The sequence below is a fragment of the Buchnera aphidicola (Periphyllus acericola) genome (genome assembly GCF_964019855.1).
GTDB lineage: Bacteria > Pseudomonadota > Gammaproteobacteria > Enterobacterales > Enterobacteriaceae > Buchnera_J > Buchnera_J aphidicola_BC.
The window spans coordinates 390,869-417,041 of sequence record NZ_OZ026466.1 but is presented as its reverse complement, the minus strand read 5'-3'; the positions used below and the strand labels follow the sequence as shown (position 1 = coordinate 417,041).

The 26,173-nt window shown below is 18.2% G+C and carries 19 protein-coding genes; 3 read left to right on the top strand and 16 right to left on the bottom strand.

Translation table 11 applies throughout. The features are described 5' to 3' along the window. The first annotated feature begins 49 nt into the window (after positions 1-49). Entirely contained in the window at positions 50-646 is a 597-nt protein-coding gene (locus AACK90_RS02010) for a redoxin domain-containing protein (protein ID WP_339043187.1), read from the top strand. Positions 647-803: 157 nt separating this feature from the next. On the opposite strand, the gene AACK90_RS02005 is transcribed toward AACK90_RS02010, so the two are convergent. Next, positions 804-1,598 carry a DUF2076 domain-containing protein gene (locus AACK90_RS02005; protein WP_339043185.1) on the bottom strand — a complete coding sequence of 265 codons (795 nt, stop codon included), beginning with the start codon at positions 1,596-1,598 and terminating at the stop codon, positions 804-806. 276 nt (positions 1,599-1,874) lie between these two features. On the opposite strand from AACK90_RS02005, the gene gyrA reads away from it, so the two are divergent. Next, a complete protein-coding gene (gyrA, locus tag AACK90_RS02000; protein WP_339043182.1) occupies positions 1,875-4,367 on the top strand; it encodes a DNA gyrase subunit A in 2,493 nt (830 codons plus the stop codon). A gap of 2,456 nt (positions 4,368-6,823) precedes the next feature. On the opposite strand, the gene pta is transcribed toward gyrA, so the two are convergent. The 5 genes from pta to prfA form a co-directional block, all read right to left on the bottom strand. After that, positions 6,824-8,947, bottom strand: a complete 2,124-nt coding sequence (gene pta, locus AACK90_RS01995) for a phosphate acetyltransferase (RefSeq protein ID WP_339043180.1) — start codon at positions 8,945-8,947, stop codon at positions 6,824-6,826. Between the two features lie 42 nt (positions 8,948-8,989). Continuing rightward, positions 8,990-10,201, bottom strand: a complete 1,212-nt coding sequence (locus tag AACK90_RS01990; RefSeq protein WP_339043178.1) for an acetate kinase — start codon at positions 10,199-10,201, stop codon at positions 8,990-8,992. 98 nt (positions 10,202-10,299) lie between these two features. Then, on the bottom strand, positions 10,300-11,112 hold the full coding sequence (locus tag AACK90_RS01985; RefSeq protein ID WP_339043176.1) for a tetratricopeptide repeat protein: 813 nt from the start codon (positions 11,110-11,112) through the stop codon (positions 10,300-10,302). An 87-nt stretch (positions 11,113-11,199) separates the two neighbouring features. Further along, on the bottom strand, positions 11,200-12,036 hold the full coding sequence (prmC, locus tag AACK90_RS01980) for a peptide chain release factor N(5)-glutamine methyltransferase (RefSeq protein WP_339043174.1): 837 nt from the start codon (positions 12,034-12,036) through the stop codon (positions 11,200-11,202). Then, the gene (gene prfA, locus AACK90_RS01975; RefSeq protein ID WP_339043172.1) at positions 12,033-13,118 is read right to left on the bottom strand and encodes a peptide chain release factor 1; all 1,086 of its coding nucleotides are present in this window, start codon (positions 13,116-13,118) and stop codon (positions 12,033-12,035) included. The genes prmC and prfA overlap by 4 nt, the downstream gene beginning before the upstream one ends. A 354-nt stretch (positions 13,119-13,472) precedes the next feature. Here prfA and AACK90_RS01970 point away from each other — a divergent pair, with 354 nt between their 5' ends. Next, the gene (locus AACK90_RS01970) at positions 13,473-14,420 is read left to right on the top strand and encodes a ribose-phosphate pyrophosphokinase (RefSeq protein WP_339043170.1); all 948 of its coding nucleotides are present in this window, start codon (positions 13,473-13,475) and stop codon (positions 14,418-14,420) included. Between the two features lie 42 nt (positions 14,421-14,462). Here the strand turns inward: AACK90_RS01970 and AACK90_RS01965 are convergent, their stop codons facing one another. The 10 genes from AACK90_RS01965 to nuoG all read right to left on the bottom strand — a co-directional run bounded on the left by AACK90_RS01965 (position 14,463) and on the right by nuoG (position 26,133). Next, positions 14,463-14,951 carry a TIGR00645 family protein gene (locus tag AACK90_RS01965; RefSeq protein ID WP_339043168.1) on the bottom strand — a complete coding sequence of 163 codons (489 nt, stop codon included), beginning with the start codon at positions 14,949-14,951 and terminating at the stop codon, positions 14,463-14,465. Positions 14,952-15,052: 101 nt separating this feature from the next. Next, positions 15,053-15,514 (bottom strand): CvpA family protein, encoded by a 462-nt coding sequence (locus AACK90_RS01960; RefSeq protein WP_339043166.1) that lies wholly within the window; start codon positions 15,512-15,514, stop codon positions 15,053-15,055. Positions 15,515-16,165: 651 nt separating this feature from the next. Beyond that, positions 16,166-17,608 carry an NADH-quinone oxidoreductase subunit N gene (locus AACK90_RS01955; RefSeq protein ID WP_339043164.1) on the bottom strand — a complete coding sequence of 481 codons (1,443 nt, stop codon included), beginning with the start codon at positions 17,606-17,608 and terminating at the stop codon, positions 16,166-16,168. 13 nt (positions 17,609-17,621) lie between these two features. After that, the gene (locus AACK90_RS01950) at positions 17,622-19,136 is read right to left on the bottom strand and encodes an NADH-quinone oxidoreductase subunit M (protein ID WP_339043162.1); all 1,515 of its coding nucleotides are present in this window, start codon (positions 19,134-19,136) and stop codon (positions 17,622-17,624) included. A 61-nt stretch (positions 19,137-19,197) separates the two neighbouring features. Beyond that, positions 19,198-21,030: an NADH-quinone oxidoreductase subunit L gene (locus AACK90_RS01945; protein WP_339043160.1), complete on the bottom strand. Its 1,833-nt coding sequence runs from the start codon at positions 21,028-21,030 to the stop codon at positions 19,198-19,200. Further along, positions 21,027-21,329: an NADH-quinone oxidoreductase subunit NuoK gene (nuoK, locus tag AACK90_RS01940; protein ID WP_339043158.1), complete on the bottom strand. Its 303-nt coding sequence runs from the start codon at positions 21,327-21,329 to the stop codon at positions 21,027-21,029. The genes AACK90_RS01945 and nuoK overlap by 4 nt, the downstream gene beginning before the upstream one ends. Positions 21,330-21,354: 25 nt before the next feature. Next, positions 21,355-21,861: an NADH-quinone oxidoreductase subunit J gene (locus AACK90_RS01935; RefSeq protein ID WP_339043157.1), complete on the bottom strand. Its 507-nt coding sequence runs from the start codon at positions 21,859-21,861 to the stop codon at positions 21,355-21,357. A gap of 10 nt (positions 21,862-21,871) precedes the next feature. Continuing rightward, positions 21,872-22,414: an NADH-quinone oxidoreductase subunit NuoI gene (gene nuoI / locus AACK90_RS01930; protein WP_339043155.1), complete on the bottom strand. Its 543-nt coding sequence runs from the start codon at positions 22,412-22,414 to the stop codon at positions 21,872-21,874. A 19-nt stretch (positions 22,415-22,433) separates the two neighbouring features. After that, positions 22,434-23,408: an NADH-quinone oxidoreductase subunit NuoH gene (nuoH, locus tag AACK90_RS01925; RefSeq protein WP_339043153.1), complete on the bottom strand. Its 975-nt coding sequence runs from the start codon at positions 23,406-23,408 to the stop codon at positions 22,434-22,436. Position 23,409: 1 nt separating this feature from the next. Beyond that, positions 23,410-26,133 carry an NADH-quinone oxidoreductase subunit NuoG gene (gene nuoG, locus AACK90_RS01920; protein WP_339043151.1) on the bottom strand — a complete coding sequence of 908 codons (2,724 nt, stop codon included), beginning with the start codon at positions 26,131-26,133 and terminating at the stop codon, positions 23,410-23,412. Positions 26,134-26,173 lie beyond the last annotated feature (40 nt).

The following is a 26,173-nucleotide window of genomic DNA, read 5'->3' as shown; positions in this document are numbered from 1 at the left end:
AATTTATATATTTTATTAACAAAAGAAATTTCTTTAAAAAGGTATTTATATGTCATTAGTAACTCAAAAAGCTCCAAATTTTATTGCATCGGCAGTATTAAAAAATAAAAAAATAATAGAAAATTTTAATTTAAAAAAATACATAAAAAATAAAAAAGCTGTTTTATTTTTTTGGCCAATGGATTTTACTTTTGTATGTCCATCAGAAATTATAAAATTTAATAAATTATATAAAGAATTTAAGATAAGAAAAGTAAAATTAATTGGTGTTTCTCTAGATTCAGTTTATGTACATTTAGCATGGCAAAAAACTAAATATAAAAATGGAGGAATAGGCCCTATAAATTATGTTATGGTTTCTGATCTTAAAAGAAAAATACAAAAATCTTATAACATTGAACATCCAAAATTAGGCGTATCATTAAGAGCATCTTTTTTAATTGATGAAAATAGAATAATAAGACATGAAGTAGTAAATGATCTTCCATATGGAAGAAATATTAAAGAAATGTTAAGAATGATAGATTCTATTATATTTCATGAAAAATTTGGAGAAGTATGTCCAGCTAATTGGACAATTAAAAAAAAAGGAATAAAACCAACTCCTCAAGGAATATCAAAATATTTATCTAAAAAATACAAATAAAAAAACTATTCGATTAATCTAATTTTAAAATTTAATAAAATTAAGATTAATCGAATAAAAAATTTTTAATATATATTTTTAAAAAATAATATAATTTTAAAAAATGTTAAAAATAAATAAATTTAAAAAAATTTTTTTATTCTAAAAAATGTTTTCTTTAATAATTATTTTCTTCATTATCATCATCTAAATCATCATCAACAAAATTTTCATTTTCAAGATTATAAATATCTTCTGAAATTTCTTTATCTTGACTATCATCTTCAATAGGTATTGAATCATTTTTAAAAGAATTTTCATTTGAAGTGTTATCAAAATTATCTAAATCATTTTGATTTTGAAAAGATGATTTTTTAGAAGAATTATCTGAAAGATCTAAATTGTTCAAATCTTGAGAATCTTCTATAAAAAAATTATTCTCTGTATTATTAAATATATCCTCACTACTATTTTTATGAAATAAATTCATTAACATATTTCCAGCAATCATTCCTCCAGCAACTCCAGCTGCTGTTTGTAAAGCATTTCCAAGAAAACTTCCAGGAGTTCCTCCTAAAGATGAATTAAAATTTTCATTAAAGGATTTATTTGAAGGTAAACTATTATTAGTTGAATAAAAATTTTTTCTTAAATTAGAATTATTATTTAATTCACTATTTTTATTTGATGGAATATATTTATCTAATAATCCAGATAAAAAACTTTTTTTACATGAATTATTTGAAATTTCTCTTTCTTTTTCTTTTAATTTATTTATTATATTATTTAAATTTTTTATAGCTACTTCTTGAACTAAAACGGTTTGAATAATGTAATAAATAGAATTAGTTTGTTTTTTAAAACAATCCTTTATAAAATTTTCAGCTTTCTTATCTCGTTCAGAAGAAGATTTTTCAGCTTTTTTTAATCTAGCAAATAAATCTAATATTAAATCTTTCTCTTTATTATTCATAATTTCCTGTAAATAATGAAAGTTATATTAAAAATATAAATTATAAACTTTTAAATTCTATAAAAAATCCAAAAATACATGGAAATAAAAAAGTAACTATATTTTAAAATAAATTTTAACAATAGTAAAATTCTATTTAAAGAAAAAAAAAAATATAAAAAAATATTTAATAATATAAAATTATCTTCAGTCAAGATTCACCGAATCATCTCAATATGTTATAATTATAATAAATTTTTAGATTTAAAAAAAAAACTCTACAAGAGAAGTTATTAAATGAACAAATTTGCAAAAAAAATAATAAAAGTAAAAATTGAAAAAGAATTAAAAAATTCTTATTTAGACTATGCTATGTCAGTAATTATTGGAAGAGCACTTCCAGATGTGAGAGATGGATTAAAACCTGTTCATAGAAGAATACTCTTTGCAATGTATATTCTTAATAATAAATGGAACAAACCATATAAAAAATCTGCTAGAATTGTAGGAGACGTAATAGGAAAATATCACCCACATGGAGATACAGCTGTATATGATTCTATTGTAAGAATGGCTCAATTTTTCTCATTAAGATATATGTTAATTGATGGACAAGGAAATTTTGGATCAATAGATGGAGATTCTCCAGCAGCTATGAGATATACTGAAATAAGAATGTCAAAAATAGCCCATACATTTTTAAATGATTTAGATAAAAAAACAGTTAAATTTATAAAAAATTATGATGGATCTGAAAAAATACCAGAAATTCTACCTGCAGAAATACCAAATCTTTTAATAAATGGATCATCTGGAATTGCTGTAGGAATGGCAACAAATATTCCACCTCACAATTTAAACGAAACAATTAATGCATGTTTAAAATATTTAAACAATCCAAAAATTAGTTTAAATAATTTAATGAAATATATTCCAGGACCAGATTTTCCAACATATGGAATAATAAATGGTAAATCAGGTATAAAAACAGCATATAAAACTGGAAAAGGAAAAATTTATATTAGAGCTAGAATAAAAATTGAAAATAATATAAAAACAAAAAAAAAATCTATTATTATATATCAATTACCTTATCAAACAAACAAATCCAAATTAATAAAAAAAATTGCAAATTTAGTAAAAGAAAAAAAAATAGAAGGAATTTCAGCGCTTAGAGACGAAAGTGATAAAGATGGAATGAGAATTGTAATTGAAATAAAAAAAGAATTTCTATCTGAAATTATACTTAACAAATTATATTTATTAACATCATTACAAATTTCTTTCGGAATAAATATGGTAGCCTTGTATCAAGGTCAACCAAAATTAATGAATCTTAAAGATATCATACAATCTTTTATTATTCATAGAAAAGAAATTGTAACTAAAAGATGTTTTTTTAATTATAAAAAATATAAAAAAAAAATGATTTTATTAGAAGGATTAACAGTAGCATTAGAAAATATTGATCAAATAATATCATGTATAAAATCTTCTAATAAAACAAAAGAAGCAAAAAAAATTTTATTATCTAAAAAATGGAAAATAAATAGTTCCATAAAAAAAATAATTAATAAAAAAAAATTAAATAAAAAATATACTTTTTCTGATAAACAAGTAGAAAAAATACTCAATACAAAATTAAGTAAATTAACAAATTTAGAATATGAAAAAATTATTTATCAATATCAAAAATTTAAAAAAGAAATGTTTTATTTAAAAGAAATTTTAAATAATGAAAAAAAAATGATTAAAGTCATAGAAAAAGAATTAAAATTAATAAAAAAAAAATTTGGAGATTTAAGAAAAACAGAAATTACAGATAAAAAATCAAATATTGCTATTAAAGATATGATTACATCAGAAGATGTTGTTGTAACTTTATCTCATTCTGGATATGTAAAATATCAACCAATAACAGAATATAAAGCACAAAAAAGAGGAGGAAAGGGAAAATATGCAGCTAAAGTTAAATCAGAAGATTATATAGAAAACTTATTAATAGCTAATACTCATGATACTATATTATGTTTTTCCAGTAAAGGAATAATATATTGGATGAAAGTATATCAACTACCAGAAGCAAGTCGTCATTCAAGAGGAAAACCAATAATAAATTTATTACCATTAAATAACAAAGAAAGAATTACTGCAATTTTACCATTAAGTAAATATTTAGAAAAAAAAAATATATTTATGGCTACAGCTTTAGGTATAGTTAAAAAAACATCTTTAAAAAAATTTCAAAATCCAAGAAATAAAGGAATTATAGCTTTAAATTTAAAAAAAAATGATGAATTAATAGGTGTATCATTAACAAATGGAAAAAATAATATAATGTTATTTACATCAAAAGGAAAAGTAGTGCAATTTTCAGAAAATTATGTTAGATCAATGGGAAGAACAGCAACTGGTGTAAAAGGAATAAAAATAGAAAAAAATGATAAAGTTGTTTCTTTAATTATTCCAAAAAAAAATGGAGAAATACTAGTTATTACAAAAAAAGGATACGGAAAAAGAACAAATATTAAAGAATTTCCTATAAAATCCAGAGCTACAAAAGGAGTAATCTCAATAAAAATTACTAAAAAAAATAAATCTGTAGTAAAAGCTATTCAAGTAAATGAAAAAAATCAAATAATTATCATTACAAATTCTGGAAAATTAGTACGAACTAGAGTATCAGAAATTAATATTTTAAAAAGAAATACGCAAGGAGTTATTTTGATAAGAATGTTTAAAAAAGAAAAAGTTGTTGGATTACAGAAAATTCAAGAAGAATTAATATAATAAATGACTTAAAATTTTTTTTTAAAAAAATAAAAAATTAACTTAAAAAATTTTATTACAAAAATTAAAAAATTATTTATATTCAAAAATATTTTTTAAATATATAAAATTATATAAAAAATATATATTATAAAAAAAAAATAAAAAATAATTAATAAATTTATAAAAAATTTATAAAATATTAAATTTTTGAAATCAATAGAATGAAAAAATATTGAAATTTATTAAGTAGAATTAAAATCAAAAAATAAAATTTTATAATAAAATGAAAACTATAAATATACATCAAACTATTATTTTATCAGCTACAAAATTAATTTCAAAAAAATAAAATAAAAAAAAAAAAAAATAAAATAAAAAAAAAAATATAAAAATATTTAATAAAAAATACAATTACTTATAAAGTATATAAAATAATTAAATTTTTATATATTATTTTTTATCAATATATATTTATTAAATGTTCTAAAATACTTGATTAAAAAATATAAAAAATTTTGTAACGAAATATCTATATTTAAAATTTTATTAACAATAAATAATAACTAAAATAAAATTCTTAATAAAAAATTTAATTCATATATTATTAATTAAATATTATAAAAATTAAAATTCTAAAAATACTATTTAAAATATAAAAATAATATATATATAAATACTTAGAAATTATAAAAATACTAGAAAAATAAGAATAATAAGAAAAGTTCTATTAGAATTAGAGAAAAAATTAATAAAACGATATATACCCTTTTCTAAAAATATTTAAACACTTCTATAAAATCATATTGTTAAGGAAAGGGTATAAGAGAATCTGAAAAATTATTTTATCCAATTTTTTATTTAAAAATTTAAAATATACTGATACTAAAAAATAATAAAAAAATTCAAAAAAATAAAATTTAAAATATAAATTATTCTGTACAAATAAATACATTAATATAAAAACAAGAATTGAGATCAAAAAAAATTACTTTATTTAATTCGTTTAATATTTAAAATCTATATAATTTTTTTTAAATAAAAAAAAAATTTAATAAATAATTTTTTAAATATAAACTTAAAAAAAATAAAAATAATTAATTTATTATAATTACTTTTATAAATAAACTTCTATAAAAAGAATTTATATTAAAAAGGTTAATTATTATTAATAATAAAAATTTTTTTAATATAAAGTATCTCCAATTAAACAATCAAATTTATATATAGATATAAATGACTACTAAAACAATTAACAATATAAATAATAAAAATATAGAAATTTCGCTTTATATATTATTTAAAATAAAATTAAGAAAATAAAATAATTTAATAATATTCATAAATTATCTAATTTTATTGTAAAAACACCTGATAAAATATTAGATTATTAAAAATATCCAATGATTTTACATAAAAGTACTATAAATAAAAAATTATTTAAAATTAAAGTAATAATTTTTCTTATTACTTAAAAAAAATAAAGTAAATATTATAATAATAAAAAAATATTCTAACATATAGAACATTTAAAGAAATATATAAAATTATCTTATAAATTTATAAAAAAATGAAAATTTAAAATCTTGAATAAAAAATATTAAAAAGAAATTTTATAAATTAATACATATAAAAAATATATTAATTAAATTTATTCAAAACCTTAAAATTTTAATTAGAAAAAACTAAAAAAATTATTAAATATATATTAAAAAATTAAACTTATTTATAAAAATTTCTTCTGAAATATCTTCTAAAATCTTTTATTCTACTAATGAAGTTAAGTTCATTAAGAAGTTTTATAAGTATTAAAAATTTAAAATAGTATCTTTTAACAAATTATTCTAGAATAAAAAACCTTAAATTATATTATTAAACATTATGGAAAATTTAAAAAGTACAAAATATTTAAATTTAATAAAAATTATTAAAAAAATTTTTAATTAATAAATTTCAACAAATAAAAATTCTAATTCTAAAAAATTTTAGAACAAAAAAATACTTATAAAAGTATAAAGTAAAAAATTTATTAATAGCATATAAATACAGTATAAAAAATTTATATTATCAAAATACTAAAAATAATTTAAAAATATTTAAATATATAAACGTTTATCAAAAAAAATAATTTTAATTATAACAATAAAAAATATTTTCTTTAAATATTTCTGTTAAATATATAAAAAATAAAATTTAATAAATTTTAAAAAAAAAGAAAAAAATATATTATTTTAATAAAAAAAATTATAAAAAAATATATACAAATGAAAAATACTAATTACTACTAATATTATAAAAAAATTTTAAAATAGAATACCAATGCAAAGAAGTCTATTATGAAATACACTGAATTAATATTTTAAAAGAAAAAAATTATATTTTAAAAAATATATTTTAGCTTCTTTGCAAAAGAATGAAAGTATTTTCTATAATAATCAAGAAATCAAATATAGGACTATAAATATTTTAAAAATTTATTATTTATTAGAAGACTGAAGTACTGTTAAAGCTATTGTATATAAAATATCTTCTACAGAAGCTCCTCTTGAAAGATCATTTACAGGTTTTTTTAAACCTTGTATCATAGGACCTATAGAAAATATCGAACAATTTCTTTGAACTGCTTTATAAGAAATATTTCCACTATTTAAATCTGGAAAAATAAATATATTAGCATCTCCTAATATTTTAGATTTTAAAAATTTTATTTTAGATATATTTTTATCTGTTGCTGCATCATATTGTATAGGTCCTTCTATTATTAGATCTGGTCTTTTTTTACGAACTAGTTCAGTTGCAATTTTTACTTTATCAACCATTGGTCCAGATCCAGAATCATTTGTAGAATATGAAAGCATTGCTATCTTAGGTAATATTCCAAAAATTTTTGCAGATTCAGAAGATTGTATAGCAATTTCAGCTAAATCTAACGCACTAGGATTAGGATTAATTGCACAATCTCCATATATTAAAACTTTTTCTGGAAATAACATAAAAAATATTGAAGAAATTAAACGTACATTACTATTCATTTTAACTATTTTTAATGCAGGACGTATAACATTTGCTGTAGTATTAACAATTCCTGCAACTAATCCATGACATTTTTTATTAGTTATTAAAATTAACATTGATAAAACAATAGTATTTTTTTTAAGAATTTTTTTACATTCATGTATAGTTAAAGTACTATAAATGTCTTTTAAAATTGTGATGTATTCTTTACTAATTTTTTTTGGATCATAAATTTTAATTTTTTTTGGAAAAGATAATCCTAAAGATAAAAAATTTTCATAAATCTTATTAGGATTTCCTACAAGAATACATTTACAAATATTAAATTTATAACATAAATCTACTGCTTTAATAATTTTTTTATTTTCTCCTTCCGGAAATATAATTGTTTTAGTAAAACTTTTTGCTATTTTTTTTAGTTTATATAAAAAATTATATGAAGAAAAAATTTTATTTCTATTTGATTTTTTTGAAAAAAGTGAATTAATTTGTGTTGAATAAACAGAAAAACAAAATTTTTTAACTAAATTTTTATTTAAACATATTTTTTTGTTTAAATTATGAATAATATTTAAAGAATATATTAATAAAGATAAATTAATACTTGTAAAAAATGTTGATAGACCAATTTTCTTTATTTTTTTATAAATTTTATGTTTTAAAAAACAAGATTTATTTTTTCCTACAAATAATAAAGAAAATTCATATTTTTTTTTCATTAAAAAAATTTTCTTTAGATAAGATAAATCTTTTAAACTAACAATTAATAAAACATTTTTATTCAAAAAATCTGAAATTTTAGTAAAATTTTTAGAAAATAAAATTATTAAATTTATATTTATTAAATTTAAATTTGATTCAAATAAACTCTTAGCACATAAAAAATCCATAAAAATTTTTCTATCAATAGAAAAATTAATTTTAAAAGAAGGAACGACTCCTAAAATTGGAATTTTTTTATAAGAAAAAATATTTTTTTTAAAAAAATTATTTATTTTATTTACATTATTAAAATTTAATTCTTTAACATTATTTATATTATTTAAAAATTTATTATCATCTGAATTAAAAATCACTCCTAAAATTTTTAAAAAATTGTTTTTTATAAAAAAATTTTTTATTATATAAAATTTATAATTTAAATCTTTAAAAAAATTGTTTTTTGAAGTTATAACAAAAATTATTTCTGCATTTAAAATTCTTGCTATATCTAAATTTAACTGATTAAAAAAAAATTTTGAATCATAATTAAAACTTTGAATACCTTCTATTAAAATAGTTTTTTTATTATTACAATTATAATATATATCAAGTAATTTTTCTAAATATATAGAATAATTTTTTTTTTTAAATAAAATAGAAAAATCTTTTAAAAAAACTGATTTAATAAAATTTATAGATTTATTACTTTTTTTAAGATAAAAAATAGAATTTTTTTTAAAACTATTAATGTGAGATTTATCTATAAAAGGACTCCAAAAACTAAATTCTTTATTTTTTTTTTTAAATAGATTAGATAAACTTAATACAACAGATGTTAAATTTTTGTTTTTCCCTATTGGAATTAAAATTATTTTTCGAGTCATAAAAATCCTTAAAAAATTTTTAAAACAAATATAAATAAGTTTTTATTCTTTTATTAATTTAATTAATTTTTGAGTTTCTAAAGCAATAAATAATTCTTCATTTGTAGGTATTACAAGAATTGATCGAGATTTTTTTTTGTTAATAAAATAATTATTTTTATTTACAGAAATATTTAATTTCTGATCTAAATAAAAACCAAGCAAACTTAATTTTGAAACAACTTTTTTTCGAATTAATTGAGAGTTCTCTCCAATTCCTCCAGTAAAAATTAATGCATCTAACCTATTTTCTAATAAAATACTATATGCACCAATATATTTTGATAATCTATAACAAAACATTTCTATCGCTAATTTCGATTGTTCACTTTTTTTAAAATTTTTTTCAGAATAACGACAATCACTACTTTTTTCACTAATTCCTAATAAACCAGATTTTTTTGTTAAAATTTCTTCAATTTTCTCTAAACTTAATCCTAATTTCTTATACATAAAAAAAATTATAGCTGGATCTAAATCACCACTTCTAGTTCCCATAATCAATCCTTCTAAAGGAGTTAATCCCATAGATGTATCAATAGATCGACCATTTTTAATAGCTGTAATAGATGATCCATTTCCTAAATGACAACTAATAATATTTAATGATTTCTCTGACTTATTTAAAATTTTTGAAGATTTTTGCATAACATAATTGTGACTAATTCCATGCGCGCCATAACGTCTAATATTATGTTTTTTATAAAATTTATAAGGTATAGAATATAAATAAGATACTTTAGGTAAAGATGAATGAAATGATGTGTCAAAAACAGCTACATTTTTTTTAGATAAATGAGGAAAAAATTTCTTTGATATTTTTATTCCAATTAAATTAGAAGGATTATGTAAAGGAGCAAAAATTGAAGATCTTTTAATTTCAAAAATAATTTTTTTATTTATAATAGAAGATTTTTTAATATTTATTCCTCCATGAACTACTCTATGACCAATTCCATTAATTTTTTTATAATAATTAAAAAATTTTTTTTTTATAAAATTTAAAATAAAACTAAGAGCAAAAGAATGATCTGAAAAATCTGGTAAAATTTTTTTATAAATTTTTTTTAAAACATTAATTTTAACTCTAGTTTTTTTTAAAAATAAACATTCTACAACTCCAAAAAAATATTTTTTATGAGATATAGGATTTAATATAGAAAACTTTAAAGAAGAACTTCCACAGTTTAAAACTAAAATGAGTTCTTTTTTCATAAATATATACCAATAAGTTTTAATAAATAATAATATTTTGATTTAATTTTAAAAAAAAAATTTTAAATAAAATTTATAAAAATATAACATATAAAAAATCAATTTAAAGTAAACTCTTCATTTTTTATAGATTCAATTTTTAATCTAATAATATCATTAATTGGATCATTTGGGCATTTTTCAAGAAAATAAAGTAAATCATTTCTTGCAACAGAATAACATTCTAATTGAGAATAAATTAATCCTCTATCTCGAATTTCATAAGGATTATTAGGTTCTATCTCTAACAATATTTGACTAACTTTTAAAGCTAATTCTATTTTTTTTTCTTCTAATAATGAAGATTTTAAAATATTTAAAATTTTTTTAAGTATAATATTTGATTTAGATTTTTCTATATATTTTAAATAATTTTTTATAGAAAAATTTAAATTTCCTTTTAACCAAAGTTTTAATATATGATTATCTAAAAAATTTCCATTTAAGGGATTAATTAATAATACTTTTCTATAACTATACTCTTCAAACCTCAAAATAAATTGAGTTGGAAACAAAACAGGATTTAAATTTATCTTTAATTTTTTTGAAAAATATAATAAAATTATTCCTAAAGAAATAGCTGTGCCTTTTCGAGTTTTTAAAACTTTGTCTAACCATAATACATCGGATAAATTATATCTTCCAGTAATTTCTCTAAAATTCCAATTCAAATAAAACAATTTTAATAATTTTTTTAACTTGTTTTTTTGATCTTTTTCATTATTAATATATTTTTTAGCTTCAACTAATTTATTTTTTAAATCAAGAATAAAATAATCTCTAGAAAAATTAACTTTAATTCTTTCTAAGGATAATAAAAAAACTTCTAAAATAGTTATTTTAGAATAATCAATGTTAGAAAAAAATTTCATATTTTTACCAAAATAAAATTACAAATTAATTTTATAAAATGTTTTTTAATTTATTTTTAAAATTTTAAAAAATATTTTCAAATATAATTAAAAGTTTAAATTTTGACCAATAGTTACTCTATTTATACCATTATAATCTTTATATGTTTTAATATTATTATATTTATATTTTTTAAATAATTTCTGAACGTTTTTTATCTGATTCCATCCATGTTCTATTAATAACCAACCTTCATTATTTAAATAATTTTTAGAATATTTTATAATTAGAATTATATCAGATAATCCATTTTTTTTTGAAACTAATCCAAAAAATGGTTCAAAAAAAATATCTTTTTTTAGATATATAAAATCTTTAAAACTGATATAAGGAGGATTACTAACAATCATATCATATTTTTTTTTATGTATAAAAGAAAACCAATTACTGCAAAAAAAATTTATATTTTTTATCTTTAAATTAATAGAATTATATAAAGCTATCTTAATAATTTCATATGAATAATCTATTCCAGTTAAATGACATTTAGGTTTAGAAAAAGCTATAGAAATAGCAATATTTCCACAACCAGTTCCTAAATCTAAAATATTTAAAGAAGAATTTTTTATTAATTTTAAAGATCTTTCTACCAAAATTTCACTATCAGGTCTTGGAATGATTGTTTTAGAAGTAACATAAAAATTTAAAGACCAAAATTCTTTTTTTTGAATTAAATAGGAACATGGTTCAAAATAAAATCTTTTTTCTACTAATTTGTTTAATAAATATAATTTTTTATCATTTAAAATATAATTTTCAAAACATATAATCCAACTTCTAGGTTTTCTTAATATATAACTTAAAAAAATTTCTATATCTAATATAGAATTTTTAATATTCTTTAAAATTTTTAAAGACTTTTTTTTCCACTCTTTAATTTTCATTTATTATTCTCAGATAATTCAGAAAAAATTTTTGCTTGATGTTCTCTTAAAATTGGTTCTATTAAAATATCTAAATTTCCTAATAAAATTTTATCTAATTTATATAAAGTTAAATTTATTCGGTGATCTGTTACTCTATTTTGAGGAAAATTATAAGTTCTATTACGATCTGAGCGAGCACCACTTCCTAATAAATTTTTCTTTTTTAAAGATAACTCTTTTTTTTTTTTTATACTTATAATATTTTGTATTCTTGCTTGTAAAACATTTAATGCTTTAGCTTTATTTTTATGTTGAGAACGCTCATCTTGACATTCAACAGAAATTCCTGTTGGAAGGTGAGTTATTCTAATAGCAGAATCAGTAGTATTCACATGTTGACCACCTGCTCCAGACGATCTAAAAGTATCAATTTTTAAATCTTTATTTTCAATTTTAATTACTTCATCTTTAGGAAGTTCAGGAATTACTGCAATAATACATGTGGAAGTATGAATTCTTCCTTGAGTTTCAGTTTTAGGAACTCTTTGTACTCTATGTCCTCCAGATTCAAATTTTAAAAATCCAAATGATTTTTTTCCTATAATTTTAAAAATAATTTCTTTATATCCTCCTTTTTCTCCATTATGTGTATGTATTAAATCTATTTTCCAATTTTTTGATTCAGAATAACGAACATACATTCTATATAAATCCCCACAAAAAATTGAAGATTCATCTCCTCCTGAAGCAGCTCTAATTTCTATAAAACAATTTAAAATATCTTTAGGATCAGATGAAATTAAAGAAAAATAAATTTTTTTTTCTATTTTCTTTTTTCTTTTTTTTAAAATTTGAATATCTTCTAAAGCTAAAAAACGTATTTCTTTATCTTTTAAAAGTTTTTTTGTATTATATATATTTAAATTATTTTTTTTCCACTTTTTAAAAAGAGTAACAACAGTAGAAATTTTTAAATACTCACGAGACAAATCTAAAAAAAAAATTTTATTATGAATCGTATTTTTATTAGATAAAATCATTTCAATTTCATAAAATCTATTTTCTAAAAATTCTAATTTTTTTAATATAGAAATCTTCATGTTTTTTAAACAAACCTTTTTTTTAAAAAAAAATAAAAAATTATTTAAATTATCTAAGATATATTATAAAAATTTTTTATTTTTTTTTTTATTTAAAAAAAACCTTTATGTTAATATAAAGCATAATAAAAAAAAAATAAAAAAAAATATAAAAATTAAATTTAAAAAAATTGTTTTAAATATATTTATTAAAATAAATAATAAAATTATTATAATATAAAAATTTCGTTTAATTTTAAATTAATAAATTTTATTTACAAAAAATTTAATTTCTATATTTTTTTTGTAACTATTAATAATTTTTATATATTTATTATATTCTATAAATTATCGAAAAAATAATATAGGATTAACATGTCATATTTAAAATTATTTTCTGGAAATTCTATACCAAAATTAGCAAATTGTATTGTAAAAATTTTAAATACAAATTTAGGAAAATCTACAGTCAAAAGATTTAGTGATGGAGAAATTAGCGTACGAATTAATGAAAATGTAAGAGGAGCAGATATTTTTATCATACAATCAATTTGCTTCCCTTCTAATGATAATTTAATGGAATTAATTTTAATAATTGATGCATTAAGAAGAGCTTCTGCAGGAAGAATTACTGCAGTAATACCATATTTTGGATATTCCAGACAAGATAAACGAATTCGATTAGCTAGAGTACCTATAACTGCAAAAGTAATTGCAGATTTTTTATCAAATGTAGGAATAGATAGAATATTAACTGTTGATCTTCATACAGATCAAATTCAAGGATTTTTTGATGTTCCAATAGATAATATCTTTGGAAGTTTTATTTTATTAGAAGATATAATTAAAAAAAAAATACATAAACCAGTTATTGTATCACCAGATATTGGGGGGGTAATTAGAGCAAGAACTATAGCAAAATATCTAAATAATTCAGATATTGCAATTATTGATAAAAGAAGACCTAATGCAAATATTTCTAAAGTTATGAATATTATTGGAGATATAAAAAATAGAGATTGTATATTAATTGATGATATGATTGATACAGGTGGAACATTATGTAATGCTTCTAAAGCACTTAAAAAAAATGGAGCAAAAAAAATATTTGCATATGCTACTCATCCAGTATTTTCTGGAAATATTTTAAAAAATATTAAAAATTCTTATTTAAATGAAATAATTGTATGTGATACGATTCCATTATCACAAAATTTAAAAAAAATACATAATGTCCGAACATTAACGCTAGCCCATATGCTTGCAGAAGCTATTAGAAGAATAAATAACGAAGAATCAATTTCAGCAATGTTTGAACATTAATTTAATATATTAAAAAAATTGTTTATATAACATAAAAAACTTTTATTTTTTTATTTTTTTACTCATTTTATCAATATATGCCATTCCAAAAGCTGAAAGAACAAAAGTTAAATGAATAATTACACATAAAATTATTTTATTATCTAAAACTTTTTCAGCTTCCATAAATAATCTTAATAAATGAACTGAAGAGATAGCGACAATAGAAGAAGCAACCTTATTTTTAATCGAATTAACATCCATTGTTCCCATCCAACCTAATCTTTTTTTATTATCTTTAATATCCATTTTTGATATAAAATTTTCATATCCAGAAAACATAACCATCACTAATAAACCACCAACCAAAGCAATATCAATTAAAGATAGTACAACTAAAACTAATCCAGATTCTGAAATAATTAATATTTCTGGAAGAATATATAATACTTCTTGAAAAAATTTCAAAGTTAATAAAATAAAACCAAGAGATAAACCAAAATATACTGGAAACATAAACCATCGAGATGCATATATAATTTTTTCAATCATTTATTTTTATTTTTTTCCTCAAAAAAAAATTGTCCTATATTCTAAAATTTTTTAAAAAAAAAACATTAAAGATTTAATTCTTTCAAAAAGAAAATATTTTTTTATAAAATATTTTTAAAAAAATATATAAATTTTATAGATAATGGAATTAAAATAGAACCTCTTAAATAAAAAAAAATATTCACGTGAACTATATCAGTAATAATATATAAAAAAATGTAAACTAATAAAAACCCTCTAAATAAACCAAATAAAAAACCTAATATTAAATTATTAAAATAAAAAACTCCAATTAATTTTATAAAATCTTTAAAAAATAATGATAAAAAATATTCTAATGATAAAATTAAAAATCCAAAAAAAATAATAAATAAAAGAAGATTTAAAAAAATGTCACTAAAAAAAATAAATCTATCTATAATATAAAAATAAAAAATATAAAATAAAAAAAATCCAATAAAAAAAACTAAAAAAGATATAGTTTCTTTAATAAAACCTCTAATTAAACCAATTAAACTAGAAAAAAAAATTATAAAAATAATAAAAAAATCATAAATATTCATATATTTGTCCAAATTTTTTATTTATATATTATGCTAAAATAATCTTTTAAAAAATTTTAAAATTTTTTAAAAAATATTTTAAACATAAATATACTATTTTAATGAAAAATTTTAAATTTTATAAAAAATTTTTTTTTAAAAAATGTTTAAAAAAAATAAAAAAAAATAGTATTTTTTTAATTATTTTTTCTAAAATTTAATAAAATATAAAAAAAAAAAAAAGAAAAAAAAAATTTCTAAAGAAAAATTTAATTTTAGTTTCCTAATATTCCAGAATTATTTAGTTATCATATTATAATTACTGAAATATTAGTTTTAAAATGATTACATATAAAATTTCTTTATAAAAATTTAGAAAATATAAATATATTTTTTTTAAATAAATTAATTTAAATTTTTATAAAAAAAAAATTTTAAAAAATTATAAAAATTATTTCTTAAAATAATATTTGATTAAAAAATTATTATTAAATTTAAAAAATTTAAAAAAAATTAAAATATTAAAATATATTAAAAATTTTTAAAAATATTAAAAAAAATAAAAAATCAAATAAGTATTAAATGTTATTATTCTAAAAAAAAATAAATAATAAAAATCTTTAAAAATTTCAAAAAATGTAAATTTTTTAATTAAAAAAATGTTAAAAAAAATTAAATAGATAAGAAAAAATTTGGAAAAATACCAATAAAAACTATTAATAAAGAACATAAAAAAATAATAATTTTTAAAAATTTATATAAAATTGTTTCCTTAAGAAAAATTTGAAAAGATTCTTTTTTTGGTCTATAAAAAAATAATTTAATAAAATTTAAATAATAAAATATACCTATAACACTTTCAAAAATCACACTCAAACCAAATAAAATATTAAATTTTTCAATTATTAATTTTAATAAATAAAATTTTCCAAAAAAACCAATTGTTAAAGGAAAACCTATCATTGATAATAAAGAAATAATTATAGAAATAGATAAAATTTTACTCTTCCAAAAACAACCTTTATAACTTTCAAAAGAATAAGAATTTTTATCTACAAATAAAATTGATAATAAATGCATTGAGCTAAATAAAACTAAGCTATTTAAAAAATATCCAAAAAAATAAATCTTAGATACATCTTGATATGAATTATTTTTACACAAAAACATTGCAATAATAATTAAATATCCAGAATTAATAAGAGTTGTATAACCAATTAACCTTTTAAAATTTTTTTGAAATAATGCTAAAATACTTCCTAAAAATACAGAAAAAATAGAAATTATTTTTAAAGTACTTGTAAAAAAAATAAAATTTTTATTAGAAAATAAGAAAAATAATTTTAATAAAATAATGAATAAAACTGTTTTTATAGAATTAGATAAATATATTAAAACTGGTAAAGAATTTCCTTCATAAATATCAGGAATCCATAAATAAAAAGGAAAAACAACTATTTTAATAAATAATGAAATACATGAAAAAATTAATCCAAATAAGAATAATAAATTTAAAGATTTTGATAAAGAAAAACTAAAAGACTTAAGTAAAAAAAAATCTAAAATTCCAGATGAAAGATAAATTAAAGCAATTCCTAATAATAAAAAAATAGAAGAAATACTAGATAAAATAAAATATTTAAAAGCAGATTCTAAATTTTTAAAATTTTTTGATGAATTATAACTCATCATTCCAAATAAAGGAAAAGACAATAACTCTATTCCAATAAAAAAAGAAAAAATATTATTAGATAAAAATAATAAATAACTACCTATGTTAGAAATTAATAATAATAAATAAAATTCTTCTTTATTAAAAGATTTACTTCTTAACCAAATATAAGAAATAACGCACGTACTAATACTTCCAAGAAAAAATAAAAAAATATAAAAAACACTAAAAGATTTAGAAAATAAAAAACATTTTAAATGAGTATTAACACTTTTTGTAAATAAAACATAAGAAAAAAAAGCACCGAACAAACCTGAAAAAGTTACTAAAAAAGATAAAAAAAAATCTCTCTTACAAATAATAATAAATAAATTCAATATAATTGAAAAAGACAAAATAAGTAAAGGAAACATTAAAAAAATTTGTTTTAACATAGAAATCATTATATATTTTACCTTAATTTAAAATAAAAGGAGAGATTCTTTTACTTACATTAAATATTGATTGATTTGCAATTTTTAATATTATATTTGGATATAAACCAATAAAAATTAAAATAAAAGCTAATATAAATAAAATAAAAATTTCTAATATAGAAATTTTATAAACAAGAAGAGTAGTATTACAAAAACCATAAAATATTTTATGAAAAAAATTTAATAAACAAAAAGATAAAAAAATTATTGAAATCATAGATAAAATAATGATTATAGGAAAAAATTTAAAACTTCCTAACAAAATTAAAAATTCTCCAATAAAATTTCCAGTACCAGGAATACCTAAACTAGCCATAATAAAAAATAAAAAAAATCCTGGAACATAAAACATTACCTTCCACAATCCAATCATTTTGTTTAAATTATAAGTCTTAAAATTTTTATATAGTATCTTTGTTAAAATAATTAATGCTGACGTAGAGATACTAGAAGAAATCATTTGTATTATCATTCCTTGATACGCAATATAACTTCCAGAATACATTGCAATTAAAATAAAACCCATATGTGAAATTGACATATATGATATAATTTTTTTAATATTTTTTTGAGAAAACATAATAAATAAACTATAAAATATAGAAAATAATCCAAATATACAAAAAATAGTAGAATAATAAGTAGACATTTTTGGAAATAAAAATATGTTAAAACGAAATAAACTATATATAGCTATTTTAATTACAATTCCTATTAAATCAAAAGCTCCTGAAATATGAGTATTTTTATGAAAATTTGGAAACCAACTGTGAAAAGGAATTAAAGGAACTTTTATAACAAAAGAAAGAAAAAATCCAATCATTAAAAAAATTTCTGTATTTTTATCTAAAGAAATGTTTTTCAATAAATTAAAATCAAATGTAAAAATATGATATTGTTGATAATAATTAAAAACTAAAGTTAATATTGAAACTAATAATATTAAACCAGACAATTGAGAATATATTAAATAGCTATTAGAAGAATTTAATTGTTTTAAAGAAAATTTATTATACTTTCCATAAAAAAGAACTAAAAAATAAGTAGGAATAATAATTATTTCCCAAAATATAAAAAATAAAAATAAATCTAAAGATAAAAAAATTCCCATCATGTTAGAAATTATTAACATCATACAAAAATAAAAAAATCCATTTTTTTTAATATCTTCATTCCATGTTAATAAAATAGAAATAAAAGATAAAAATATAGTTAAAAATATCATTAAAAATGATATTCCATCTATTCCTAAATGAAAACTTACACCCAAACTAGAAATCCAAGAAATACAATATTCTTTATCCCATAAAGTACTTAAATCTATATTTTTATATAATGTTATTCTATTTTTAAAAAATATTTTTAAAGTTAATAAAAACATTGAAAATATAAAAAATAATGAAACTAAACAAGGTAGTTTTTTATTTATTTTTTCAGATACCCAAGAAAAAATACCACCTAATAAAGGTAAAAAAATTAATAGATAAAGACACATAGTTCAACAATCCCATTTTAAAAAAAATATTTTAAAAAAATGTTATTTAAATCTTTAAAAATTATATTAATAAATAAAGAAAAATAGTTATTGAGCCTGTAAAAATAGATAAAATATATAAATTTAATTTTCCATTTTCAAAAATTAATAAAAAATTATTTATTAATTTTAAAATTAATATAAAAATTTTTGTAATATTTTTTATATAATCAATAGATAAAATTTTACTTATATAATTAAATGGTTTTATAAAAATATTTTTATAAAAATAATCTAAACCAAAACTATGTTCAAGGAATTTAAAATAATTAAAATACTTTTTTTTATTTAAAAAATAAAAAGTTTTTTTATATTTCAAAACAAAAAAATAATAAGATAAAAAAACTCCAAAAAAAGAAAAAATTAATATAAGAAACTCAAAAATCATTTTTTTAAAGTTTAATAAATCAACTAAAATTGATATTTTTAACATTGGATAAAATAAAATTATAGATAAAAAAGAAGATAATAAACATAAAATGAACAAAGAAAAAAAATGAAAACAATTTTTAACTAATCGAATTTTTTTTCTTTTAAATCTATAAAATATTAAAAAAAACATTCTAGAAGAATATATAGCAGTAAAAAATGAACCAATTAATCCAATAATAAAGAAATAATAATATCCTTTATTAAAAGATTCCCAAATTATAGAACCTTTTGTATAAAAACTAGCAGTAATAATTGGAAAAGAAATTAAAGAAAAAAGACCAATTATAAAACAAATATATAAAAATAATAAATTTTTTCTTGATCCTCCCATTTTAAATATATTTTTTTCGTTATAACAAGAATGTATTAAAGAACCTGATGAAAGAAATAATAAAGCTTTAAAAAAAGAATGTGAAACTACATGAGATATTACCGGAATCCATAATTTCATTCCTAATCCTAGAAACATATAACCAACTTGACTCATTGTAGAATATGCTAAAATTTTTTTTATATCTTTTTCAAAAATAGCGGAAAAACTAGATATTAAAATAGTACATGAACCTAATAAAGATATTAAAAATAAAATTCTATTTGATAATTCAAATAAAAAATATGTTCTTAATATTAAATAAACTCCAGCAGTAATCATAGTAGCAGAATGTATTAAAGCAGAAACAGGAGTTGGTCCAACCATAGCCTTAAGAAGCCAAGTTTGTAAAGGAAATTGAGAAGATTTTGCAATAGCGCCAATTAAAATACAAAATGCAATCCATTGATAATAATTAATATTAAATTTTTGAATTTTATAAAAAATACTATGTAAATCTACAAAATTTAATGTATTATATTTTAAAAAAATTAAAAAAATAGCTAATAAAATAAATAAATCACCTATTCTAGTTACAATAAAAGCTTTCATTGAAGACTTAATATTATCTAAATCTTTATAATAAAAACCAATTAAAGCATAAGAACAAAAACCTACTAATTCCCAAGCTAAATACATAAGTAAAAAATTATCAGATAATACTAATAAAATCATACCAAAAATAAATAAGTTTATATAAGAAAAAAATCTACTCAAATCAAATTTTTTACTCATATACCATATAGAAAAAATTTGTATTAAAAAACCAACCCCAGTAATTAACTCAAGCATGATTAAAGATAAACGATCAATAAAAAAACCAAAATTAATATGAATTTTATCTATAATTATCCAATTCCAAAATACATTTTCAAAATTTTTATCAATAGAATTAAAATAATTTAAAAAAATATAATTAGTTAATATAAAGCAAATAAAAGTAGGAAAAACACCAAAAAAATTATAAAAAATTTTTGAAAATTTTTCTTTTGAAAAAATAATTATTAAAAAACTTATTAAAGGTAAAAAAATTATAGGAAACAATAAATTCATTTTTTCATCTCACTTAAAATATCAATATCTAAAGTTTTTTTATATTTATAAATATTAATTAAAAAAGCTAAACCAATACTTGCTTCAGAAGCAGCTATAGTAATAATAAAAATATACATTACTTGACCATCTATTTGATTCCAATAATTTCCTATAAAAACAAAAAATAAAGCTAAAGAATTAATCATAATTTCTAAACCTAAAAGAACATATAATAAATTTCTTCGTACAATTAAACATAAAAATCCCAAACAAAACAATATAATTGATAAAATTAAACCATTTAAAATAGTTATCAAAATAATCTCCAAATAAGAAATAATATTATTCGCTTCTAATATATTTTTTGTTATGAAATAAATGAAATACTATTATTAATGCAGCTAACAATAACATTGAAGAAAACTCTACAAACCAAATATATTTATTAAATAAAGCAATTCCTATTAAATTCATATCATGTAAATTTAAATTAATTAATACATCTGGAATTCTAGATATAACGTGAAATATTATAAAAAACATTGTAATTGACAAAGATAATGAAAAATAAAATAATTTTTTAGAAAACAATCTTTTTTCTTCATTAATAGTTTGTTCGCCCAAATTTAATACCATAATAGCAAAAACAAAAAGAACCATAATAGCTCCAGAATATATAATTGTTTCTAAAGCACCTATAAAAAAAGCACCAATAGAAAAATATATTCCTGAAAAAGATAAAAAAGAAATTATTAAATATAATAAAGAATACAAAGGATTTTTTTGAAAAATAACAAGAATAGTTGATAAAACTGAAATAAAACTAAAAATATAAAAAAAAATACTCATAAATTATTTCCTAAGGTAAAATACTTTTTAAATCAACTGTTTTTATTTCTTTTTTAATAAAATATTTTTTAGGTTCTTTAATTGAAACTCCTGAATATTTATAAAAATCATAATCAGAATATTTTCCAGGACCAGAAATTAATAAATCTTTCTTTTCATATATTAAATCTGATCTTTTATATTCAGCTAATTCAAAATCTGGAATTAATTGAATTGCAGCTGTTGGACAAGCTTCTTCACATAATCCACAAAATATACATCGAGAAAAATTTATTCTAAAAAACTTTGCATGCCAACGCTTGTTTGATAAATTTTCTTTTTGTAATGATATACAACCTACAGGACAAACAACAGCACATAAATTACAAGCAACACAACGTTCTTTTTTATCTTTAGTTTTTGTTAAAATAATTCTTCCTCGATATCTTGGAGATAAAGAAACAGGAACTTCAGGATATAATTTTGTTTCCCTTTTAGAAAAAGAGTTCATAAAAATTAAAAAAATACTATTTATTTGAGAAAATATACCTACAATAATATTTCTAAAAAACATATAAAAACCCTTAATGTTATTATTTATTATATAAAGTTAAAAAACTTGTAAAAATAAGATTAATTAAAGAAATAGGCAAACAAAACATCCAACCAAAAATCATTACTTGATCATATCTAGGTCGAGGTAAAGATGCACGTATTAAAATAAATAAAAATAAAAAAAATAAAGATTTTAAAAATAACCAAAAAAATGATGGATAAAAAAAACCATAAAAACCTCCAAAAAACAATATTGTTATTAAAAATGACATAATAATCATAGAAACATATTCTCCAATAAAAAACATTCCAAATTTCATTCCAGAATATTCAATATGATAACCATCTGCAAGTTCTTGTTCTGATTCAGGTTGATCAAATGGATGTCTATGACACACAGCTAAAGAAGAAATAAAAAACATTAAAAATCCTAAAAATTGAGGAATAAAATTCCATATATGTTCTTGACTTATAATAATATCTAATAAATTAAAAGAACCTGCTTTTATTACAGTTCCCATTATAGATAATCCAATAAATACCTCATAACTCAAAGTTTGAGCGGAAGCTCTAATTGCTGCCAAATATGAATATTTATTATTGCTAGACCATCCTGCTAATAATATTGAATAAATAGATAAACCTGCCATCATTAAAAAAAATAATAAACCAATTTTTAAATTTATTATATATTTATCAATAGAAAAAGGAATCATAACAACTGTTAATAAAATAGTACTAAAAGCCAAAACAGGAGATAAAATAAAAATTAATTTATTACTAAAATTAGGTATCCAATCTTCCTTAAAAAAAATTTTTATCATATCAGCACACAATTGCAAAGAACCAAACCAACCTACTCTATTTGGACCGTATCTATTTTGAAAAAGAGCTAATAATCTTCTTTCAATAACTGTTAACATTGCTCCAAAAATTATAACTGAAAAAAAAACTAAAAAAGAAAAAAAAATATTTAAGATTAAAGTTTTATTTATTATAGATAAAAAATACATTTTAAACTTCCTTTAAATCTTGTATTTGTTTTCCAATAAGAAAAACAGATGTTTGAAATTGTCCTATCGGTAAAGCTATTTGTCCTAACTCTAAAGAATTTGAATAAACTGCAAAAAAATTATAACTATCATTTAAACATGTAAAAGTCACTTGTTTTTTATTAGAAATATTAAAACGTTTAGCATCTAAAGGATTTATTAAAAGATAAGAAGGAAGAATCTTTTTTTTAATTACTTCTGAATATTGACTCATTTCTTCAGTACCAAACAATAAATAATAAGGAACTATAACAAGATGTTTTTTTTTAATAAAAATGTTAGGAGAATCATGAAAAAAGTTTATTTTTTTTTTATTATCTTTTCTAGATAAAATTTTTCCAGGATTTCCAGCTATTAAACTTCCAGAAATTTCTTTTTGAAATTTATGTAATCCCTGCGAAGAATTCCATTCAGGAGACCATACAAAAGGTATTAAAGAAGTATATTTTTTATATATCGAACTTCCTTCCATTGAAAAAGAAAACATTGAATCTTGATCATCAAACTGTTTTATTTCATGAACATCTATATCTGCTCTTAAAGAAGTTCTTCCGCTAGATTTATTAGGAGATCTAGGTACTTTCTGACCAAAAACTCTAAATGAGGATTTCGGAGACGCTTCTTTAATATTTTCTAAAAAAGGTATTTTCTTAATACAAAAATTAATAAAATCATCAAAATTTATTTTCTTATCAATAACTTTATATAAATAATAATTTATTTTATTTAGAATTTTCCAAGAAGAAATAATAGAAATTTTTTTATTATAAAATTTTGGATCATATACTTGAAAAAATCTTTGTGCACGTAACTCATAATTAATAACTGTTCCAGTACTTTCAAAAAAATTTGCAACAGGAATAGAAATATTAGCAATTTTTAAAGTTCTAGTATTTTGATGATCCATTACAATAATATTAGTAAAATTTTTTAAAATTTTATTTAAATAAAATTTTGGAAATGAATAAAATAAATCATTTTCTACAACAATTAAAGTAGTATTTTTTTTTTTTTTAACTTTATCAAAAGACTTATTTAAAGATAAACCATTAATTATAGAAAGTCCTAAAGAATTTGCTTGTGGAGTTAATAAAATTAAACCAACATGAAAACCTAATTTTTTTAAAGTTAATGAAAGATTATAAGAAGATTTTATTAAAGATAAATTTCTAGAATGAGAACCAGAAACTATTAGTATTTTTTTTGATTTTAATAATATTTTAGAAACATATAATGCTTTTTCTTTTATTTCATTTTTAATTTTTATATTTAAATTATTTTTTTTATTTATATTGCTTAAAATACAATTTATAAAAAATATTTGATCAAATATATTAGAATTAAATGAACAAGATGAAACATCTTCTAACTTAGTTGTCTTAATAGATGTTAAAAATAAGAACTTTTTTTTGTTAATAAAAGAATTATTTATAGCAAAATTATGCCAATTTGGAATATTATTTTTTTTTAAAAATTTATTTGATCTTTTTTTTAAAGCTTGTCTAATTGATAAAGCTAATCTTGAAGAAGTTTGAGTAATATCTTCTCCTAAAACTAATATTGAATCATAATCTTCTACTTCTTTTAAAGAAGGAATATGAAAAACATTTTTTTTTATGATTTTTAAAATTAATTGTGTACATTCATGATCAATATCAATCATACCTGTAGAGAAATTCTCACTTCCAACTAATTCTTTCAAAGCAAAATTAGTTTCAATACTAGCTCTTGATGAACCAATTCCTAAAACTAAATTAGAATTTTTTAAAATTTTTACAATTTTTTTAATACTTTTTTTAAAACTTATTTGTTTTTCAAAAATATTATTTTTTTTAAAATAAAAATATTTTGGTCTATTTAAAGCATTTGAATAACCATACCCAAAACGACCTAAATCACATAAAAAATAATTGTTAATATCTTCATGATATCTATTTTCAATACGTATGATTTTATTATATCGTTCACCTGCAATTATATTGCATCCAATACTACAATGTGAACAAATACTAGGAGCATTTTGAATATCCCATTTTCTAGAATAATTTTCAGAATAAGTTTTATCTGTAAAAACACCTGTTGGACAAACATCAATTAAATTTCCAGAATATTCACTCTCTAAATCACCATCTTTAAATCTTCCAAAATAAATATTATTACTCAATCCATAAACATTAAAATCTTTTCCATCAGCATAATCTCGATAATACCTTACACATCTATAACATGATATACATCGATTCATTTCATGCGATATAAAATTTCCAAGATATTGGCTTTTATAAATTTTTTTATCAAATCTATATCGACGTGAATAATGTTTACTCATCACAGTCATATCTTGTAAATGACAATTTCCTCCTTCTTCACAAACAGGACAATCATGAGGATGATTTAACATTAATAATTCAATAATGTTCTTTCTAAACATAAAAGATTCTTGATCATTAATTGTAATAACTATATTTTTTTCAACTGGAGTCATACAAGACATAACTAATCTTCCATGAGAATCATTTTTATCTTGATATTTTTTAACTGCACATTGTCTGCATGCTCCAATACTACCTAATTTTGGATGCCAGCAAAAATAAGGAATATTAAATCCTAAATTTAAACAAGATTCAAGTAAATTATGTGATTTATTAACAAAATACTTTTTTCCATCTATATAAATTTTAACCATAATAAATTTTTCCAAATTTTTAAAATTTAATAAAAAAAAA

Coding starts and splice junctions, on each gene's coding strand:
- AACK90_RS02010 (WP_339043187.1), top strand. CDS start 50: ATGTCATTAGTAACTCAAAAAGCTCCAAATTTTATTGCATCGGCAGTA.
- AACK90_RS02005 (WP_339043185.1), bottom strand. CDS start 1,598: ATGAATAATAAAGAGAAAGATTTAATATTAGATTTATTTGCTAGATTA.
- gyrA (WP_339043182.1), top strand. CDS start 1,875: ATGAACAAATTTGCAAAAAAAATAATAAAAGTAAAAATTGAAAAAGAA.
- pta (WP_339043180.1), bottom strand. CDS start 8,947: ATGACTCGAAAAATAATTTTAATTCCAATAGGGAAAAACAAAAATTTA.
- AACK90_RS01990 (WP_339043178.1), bottom strand. CDS start 10,201: ATGAAAAAAGAACTCATTTTAGTTTTAAACTGTGGAAGTTCTTCTTTA.
- AACK90_RS01985 (WP_339043176.1), bottom strand. CDS start 11,112: ATGAAATTTTTTTCTAACATTGATTATTCTAAAATAACTATTTTAGAA.
- prmC (WP_339043174.1), bottom strand. CDS start 12,036: ATGAAAATTAAAGAGTGGAAAAAAAAGTCTTTAAAAATTTTAAAGAAT.
- prfA (WP_339043172.1), bottom strand. CDS start 13,118: ATGAAGATTTCTATATTAAAAAAATTAGAATTTTTAGAAAATAGATTT.
- AACK90_RS01970 (WP_339043170.1), top strand. CDS start 13,473: ATGTCATATTTAAAATTATTTTCTGGAAATTCTATACCAAAATTAGCA.
- AACK90_RS01965 (WP_339043168.1), bottom strand. CDS start 14,951: ATGATTGAAAAAATTATATATGCATCTCGATGGTTTATGTTTCCAGTA.
- AACK90_RS01960 (WP_339043166.1), bottom strand. CDS start 15,514: ATGAATATTTATGATTTTTTTATTATTTTTATAATTTTTTTTTCTAGT.
- AACK90_RS01955 (WP_339043164.1), bottom strand. CDS start 17,608: ATGATTTCTATGTTAAAACAAATTTTTTTAATGTTTCCTTTACTTATT.
- AACK90_RS01950 (WP_339043162.1), bottom strand. CDS start 19,136: ATGTGTCTTTATCTATTAATTTTTTTACCTTTATTAGGTGGTATTTTT.
- AACK90_RS01945 (WP_339043160.1), bottom strand. CDS start 21,030: ATGAATTTATTGTTTCCTATAATTTTTTTACCTTTAATAAGTTTTTTA.
- AACK90_RS01935 (WP_339043157.1), bottom strand. CDS start 21,861: ATGAGTATTTTTTTTTATATTTTTAGTTTTATTTCAGTTTTATCAACT.
- nuoI (WP_339043155.1), bottom strand. CDS start 22,414: ATGTTTTTTAGAAATATTATTGTAGGTATATTTTCTCAAATAAATAGT.
- nuoH (WP_339043153.1), bottom strand. CDS start 23,408: ATGTATTTTTTATCTATAATAAATAAAACTTTAATCTTAAATATTTTT.
- nuoG (WP_339043151.1), bottom strand. CDS start 26,133: ATGGTTAAAATTTATATAGATGGAAAAAAGTATTTTGTTAATAAATCA.